Genomic DNA, 4,575 nt, shown 5'->3' with positions numbered 1-4,575 from the left:
GTGCGGTCCCGCTCCGGGGACGGGGCGGGCTCGTCCGCGAGGGCGGGAGCCGGGGGCAGTTCGAAGGAACCGCAGAGGCAGGCGTCACAGCATCCCGAGAACCGTGGTTCCCCGTGCCGGAAGCGCGGATGGCCGCACCGGCATTCCTGTGTCGCCCACGCCGCCATCCCCGGACCTCCGGTCCCCCATGGTCTCCGCCCTCTCCAGGGTAGCGACCGCGCCCCCCGGACCACCCCCTGGCGTCAGCTCGGTCGTATCCTGAACTCATAGGTGTCCGGCAGGAGTTCGTCGGTGATCCGCGCCCAGAGCTCGCCCAGGACCTCGGCGCCCTCGCTCAGGTCCGCGACCTCGAAGCCCGCGTCGAAGACGGCCCGCGCCTCGTCCGGCCGGCCCTCGGCGAGCAGCAGCCGGATTTCGAGCACCCGGAAGGCCCCGCGCCGCCGGGCGGCATCCGGCAGCCGGTGCCAGAGGGCCCGGGCCCGGTCGGGCCGGTCGACGGCGAGGAGGGCGTCGAGCGCCTCGCGGCCGAGGGCGGCGGCGACCAGGGCCCGCGCCTCTTCGCGACCGGCGCCGGACTCCGTAACCCCGTGGCGACCGGCGCCGGACCCCGCAGCCCCGTGGCCGGTGGAGGACTCCGCGCCGCCTTCCGTCGCCTCGTGGTCGGTGAAGGCGTCCGTGAAGTGCTCGGCGGCCCGTTCCGGGTGGCCGTCCTCCCGGTCGGCGACGGCCAGGCAGTACAGCAGGGGCCAGCGCGTGGTCGCCTCCTTGAGTCCCCGCTCCCAGCTCCGTACCGCCTGGGCCCGGTCACCGGCGTGCCACTGGGCGATGCCGAGCTGGTACTCGGTGGTGGGGTCGGCGGGGGCGGTCTCCAGCATGTCCCGCCAGGGGGACGCGACCAGCGGTGCGATCAGGGGTGCCGCGCTCTTCGCCGGAGGGGGCAGGGCGCCGGTGCGGAGCAGTTCCCGCCAGGGCTCCTGTTCGGGTCCGAGCGTCGACTCCGGGAACGGCGTACCGGGCAACTCGTATCCCCCACGCAGGACTTCGAGCGCTCCCCAGCCGGATCCGGCCGCGAGGACCTCCTCCGGCGCGAGGTCGGCCGCCCCCTCCCGCCAGGCCGTGTACGCGGCGTCGACGGCGGCGCGGGGCAGTGCGCCGGACAGGCTGCCCTCGACGTCGGCGCGCGCGGCGGTCCAGTCGTCGCCGAGCGCCGTCGCGGGGTCGGCGGCGAGCGGACCGTACGCCTCGAGCCAGCTGAACTCCTCGCCGCCCGCGAGCTCCAGGTGTTCCAGCTGGGTGCGGGCGAGCCCGGCCTGGATCTCGGCGTAGCCGGGGGTGCCGGGTTCCGTCAGCCATTCCTGCCAGCGCCGGCCGCCGCGCCCGGTGCCCCATACGAAGAGCTTGCGGCCGCGCAGCGGGTCGGTGGACGTCTGGACGAGTCCGGTGCCGTCCGCGTCGAGGGCGGCGATCCAGCGGCGCTGCCCGTCGGGCAGGTCGTAGAACCAGTCGGCGGCGTGCGTGCTGTTCAGCGGGTACGTGCGGTCGGTGCCGTCCTCGGTGACCGGTACGGGGACCCGGCTCAGGCCGCGTTCGTCACCGTGGTGCCAGGCGGCGTCGGCGGGCGCGAGGACGCGGCGGTCCTCGGGGACCGCGATGTTGGACCACCAGTAGACGGGGGCGGTGCGCTCGTGGGGGTTGCGTATCCGGACCCCGACGTACAGGAAGTCGGAGCCCTCCGGGAGCCAGAGGTCGACCTGGAAGGGCAGGTCGCGCAGTCGCTCCCACTCCCAGAGCCGGAGCATCGGCCCGCCGTCGGGCGCGCGGACGACCGCGGCGTGGAGGGGCGAGCAGGAGAGGGTGGTGTGGCCGGTGGCCCCGATGTTCCATTCGACGCCGCCGGAGAACCAGGCGCCGTTGAGGGCGAACGCGGCCGGCTGGAACACCGGGTTGCGGTAGAGGAGTTCGCGTCCGGTGGGCTTGTGGTGGAGGGAGTGGACGCGGCCGCCGAGACCGGGCAGCACGGTCACCCGGAGCCGGTCGTTCTCGATCACGATCGTGTCGAGGTCCGCGGGTGTGCGCTCGCGGCCGTAGCCGTCGCGCACGGGAGCGGGGAGCAGACTGCGCAGCGGGTCCCGGCCGATGCCCCTGGCCATGTCGCGCGGGAGTTCCGCGAGGGTCCGCGGGTCGACCGCGTGCGCCCCGGCGCCGGCGGGGGCCCGTAGTGCGGGAAGAGGGTTGTCCGGGCCCAAGGGGGCGGCGGGCAGCGTCAGTACGGCACGTCGTACGGTCGTCATCGCCCCATGGAACACGCCCGGAGGCCTTACTGACCAGGGGTTCTCGCCGTCGTGCCGCAGGCGATGCCGAGGTGCGGGGGGCGACCGGAAATTCCCGGCGGACCGGACGGCCGCCGCCGTAGTGTGGCGGGTCGGCACGCCGTCGGGCGGGGCCGGAGCACCAGGGCACAGGGAGTACGAGGAATGGGCACGCAGCACACCTACCGGGTCATCGTGCGGGGCACGTTCGACGGTCTGTCGGAGGAGAGCCGGGCCCGGCTGCTCGCCGAGGTGGACGCGCACGGGCTGACCGCGATGCAGTTCACGGAGGAGGGCTCGCTGGCCTACGACCGGACGCTGAAGCACTTCTCGTACCGCCTGGTCGTCGTCTCCGACGCGGAGGACGGCGACGAGATGGCGGGCGCGCTCGCGGAGGAGCGGGTGGAGACCGCGCTCGGGGAGCTCGGCCACGGGTACAAGGGGCTGCGGTCGAAGGTGACGGACCTCGACACGATGAAGATCAACTACAAGCGCTGAACCGAGTCGGAGGGGCGCGGCGGACGGGCCGGGCGCCGGATCGTCCCCGGGCCGTGCCGTTCGGCCGTGGGCGCGCTCGGCGGTGCCCCCTGGCCGCGGCCGTCGGCCGTGGGGGCGCTCGGCGGTGCCGGGCCCTCAGCGTCGCGCCATGCGCACCCGGGGCGGGCAGCTCTCCCCCTTCCGTACGACTCCGATCATGACGGTGGTGCGACGGTCGAGGCCCGTCCCCGCCGCCGGGTACTGCGTGACGACCCGCCATCGCGGCGGCCAGATCACCCGCCGGTCCCGCCCGCTCACGTCGTGGACGTCGAGCCGGGTGCGGCGGTCCAGCCGGGTGAAGACCCGCCACAGGCCGCGGCCGAGGAAGTCGGGCACCGGGCGGGTCCCGGTGCCGTCGTCGGCCACGGCGGCCTCCTCCGTCGAGGTGACGGCGACGGCCGCGAGCGCGAGGACGGCGCCCGCCCCCACGACGGCCCGCCGCTTCACTTCTGCCTCCGGGCCGCGACGCAGCACCCGCAGGCGGCGCCGATCAGCGCGGTCGCCAGCAGGGCCGGACGGAGCGGCATGGACACCTCGGGGACCAGGGGCCGGACCGTGGCCTCCCGGATGTTCTGGAGGTTGAGGACCACCGTGACGACGGCGAGCGCGGCCGTCCCGATCCGGCCCGGGGTGAGGGCGCCGGTGAACCGGGACCCGCCCCCGCCCGATGTCCGTGACGTCTCCTGCGGACTCATGCCCGGCCCTCTCCTCCGTCGTGCCGTCGGTCGTACCCGGCCGCAGCCGTGGGACCAGAATGAGGTGAGCGGAGCCTCACCGTGACGGCGAGGAGAGCCGTACGGGTGACTTGTCAGACAACGTGGGCCGACTACCGTGGTCCCGGACACCGTCGGAACCGGGGGCACGGGACCCACCAGAACCACCGGCACCCCTGGGACCACGGTGCCCACGGGACCCACCGGAATCGAGACGAGGAGCGGCCGTGGCGGTCAGCGGACAGCGGCGGCGACCGGTCGTGGCGCTCTACGAGCGGATCGCGGACGCCGTCCACGACGGCACCTACCCGCCGGGCTCGACGCTCCCCTCGGAGCCGAAGCTCGCCGCCGAACTGGGCGTGAGCCGGCCCGCCCTGCGCGAGGCGCTGCTGCTGCTCCAGGAGGACGGTCTGCTGACTGTACGCCGCGGAGTGGGCCGGACGGTCAACGACCGGCCGCCCCGGCGCGGGTTCGAGCACGTCCAGCCGCTGGAGGAGCTGATCGGCGCGGGCACGCCGCTGCGGGTGCGGGCGCTGCTGCGGACGGTCGAGGAACCGACCGACTTCACCACCCAGCACCTGCTCGCCCCGGCCCGCGCGGAGCTGCGGTTCTGGGAATCCGTGCTGGCCGGGGAGGGTACGGCGGCGGCGCTGAGCCACGAGTGGGCGGCGGCCGACGAGCTGCTCGACCGGGTGCACCCGGAGTTCGCCCGGGCGCTGCGGGCGACGGAGGAGCGCACCGCGCGCGGGGCCGCCGTCTCCATGCTCTCGGTCCTGCTCGGGGCCTCGCGGGAGACCGCGCTCACCGCGCACAGCGGCATCACGGCGACGCTGCTCGGGCGGCGACGGGGGGACCAGCTGGGGCGGCCCGCGGACACCCCGGCCGTGCTGGTCACCCAGGTCGTACGGGTGGGCGAGACCCCGGTCCTGGCCGCCAAGCACATGCTCCCGACGGGCGCCCCGGCGCTGCCCGTCCTGCAGTCGCACTAGGCCCTGTCCGGCCCCGGTCCGTCGGCG

5 protein-coding genes are annotated in these 4,575 nt (G+C 75.2%); 2 read left to right on the top strand and 3 right to left on the bottom strand.

Annotation, left to right across the window (positions count from 1 at the left end; translation table 11 throughout):
- Window positions 1-242: 242 nt before the first annotated feature.
- A complete protein-coding gene (locus AOK00_RS26435; RefSeq protein WP_055602763.1) occupies window positions 243-2,291 on the bottom strand; it encodes a DUF5107 domain-containing protein in 2,049 nt (682 codons plus the stop codon).
- A 183-nt stretch (window positions 2,292-2,474) separates the two neighbouring features.
- Between AOK00_RS26435 and AOK00_RS26430 the strand changes: the two genes are divergently transcribed.
- The gene (locus tag AOK00_RS26430) at window positions 2,475-2,807 is read left to right on the top strand and encodes a DUF6204 family protein (protein WP_055602762.1); all 333 of its coding nucleotides are present in this window, start codon (window positions 2,475-2,477) and stop codon (window positions 2,805-2,807) included.
- 135 nt (window positions 2,808-2,942) lie between these two features.
- On the opposite strand, the gene AOK00_RS26425 is transcribed toward AOK00_RS26430, so the two are convergent.
- Window positions 2,943-3,293 (bottom strand): hypothetical protein, encoded by a 351-nt coding sequence (locus AOK00_RS26425; RefSeq protein WP_055602761.1) that lies wholly within the window; start codon window positions 3,291-3,293, stop codon window positions 2,943-2,945.
- Window positions 3,290-3,541 carry a hypothetical protein gene (locus tag AOK00_RS26420; protein WP_055602760.1) on the bottom strand — a complete coding sequence of 84 codons (252 nt, stop codon included), beginning with the start codon at window positions 3,539-3,541 and terminating at the stop codon, window positions 3,290-3,292. Before AOK00_RS26420 ends, AOK00_RS26425 begins: the two co-directional genes overlap by 4 nt.
- 245 nt (window positions 3,542-3,786) lie before the next feature.
- Here AOK00_RS26420 and AOK00_RS26415 point away from each other — a divergent pair, with 245 nt between their 5' ends.
- Window positions 3,787-4,548: a GntR family transcriptional regulator gene (locus tag AOK00_RS26415; RefSeq protein ID WP_055602759.1), complete on the top strand. Its 762-nt coding sequence runs from the start codon at window positions 3,787-3,789 to the stop codon at window positions 4,546-4,548.
- Window positions 4,549-4,575 lie beyond the last annotated feature (27 nt).

It is taken from the genome of Streptomyces aureus (assembly GCF_001418135.1).
In the GTDB taxonomy this organism is placed as follows: domain Bacteria; phylum Actinomycetota; class Actinomycetes; order Streptomycetales; family Streptomycetaceae; genus Streptomyces; species Streptomyces aureus_A.
This window is presented reverse-complemented; position numbering and strand designations above follow the sequence as displayed.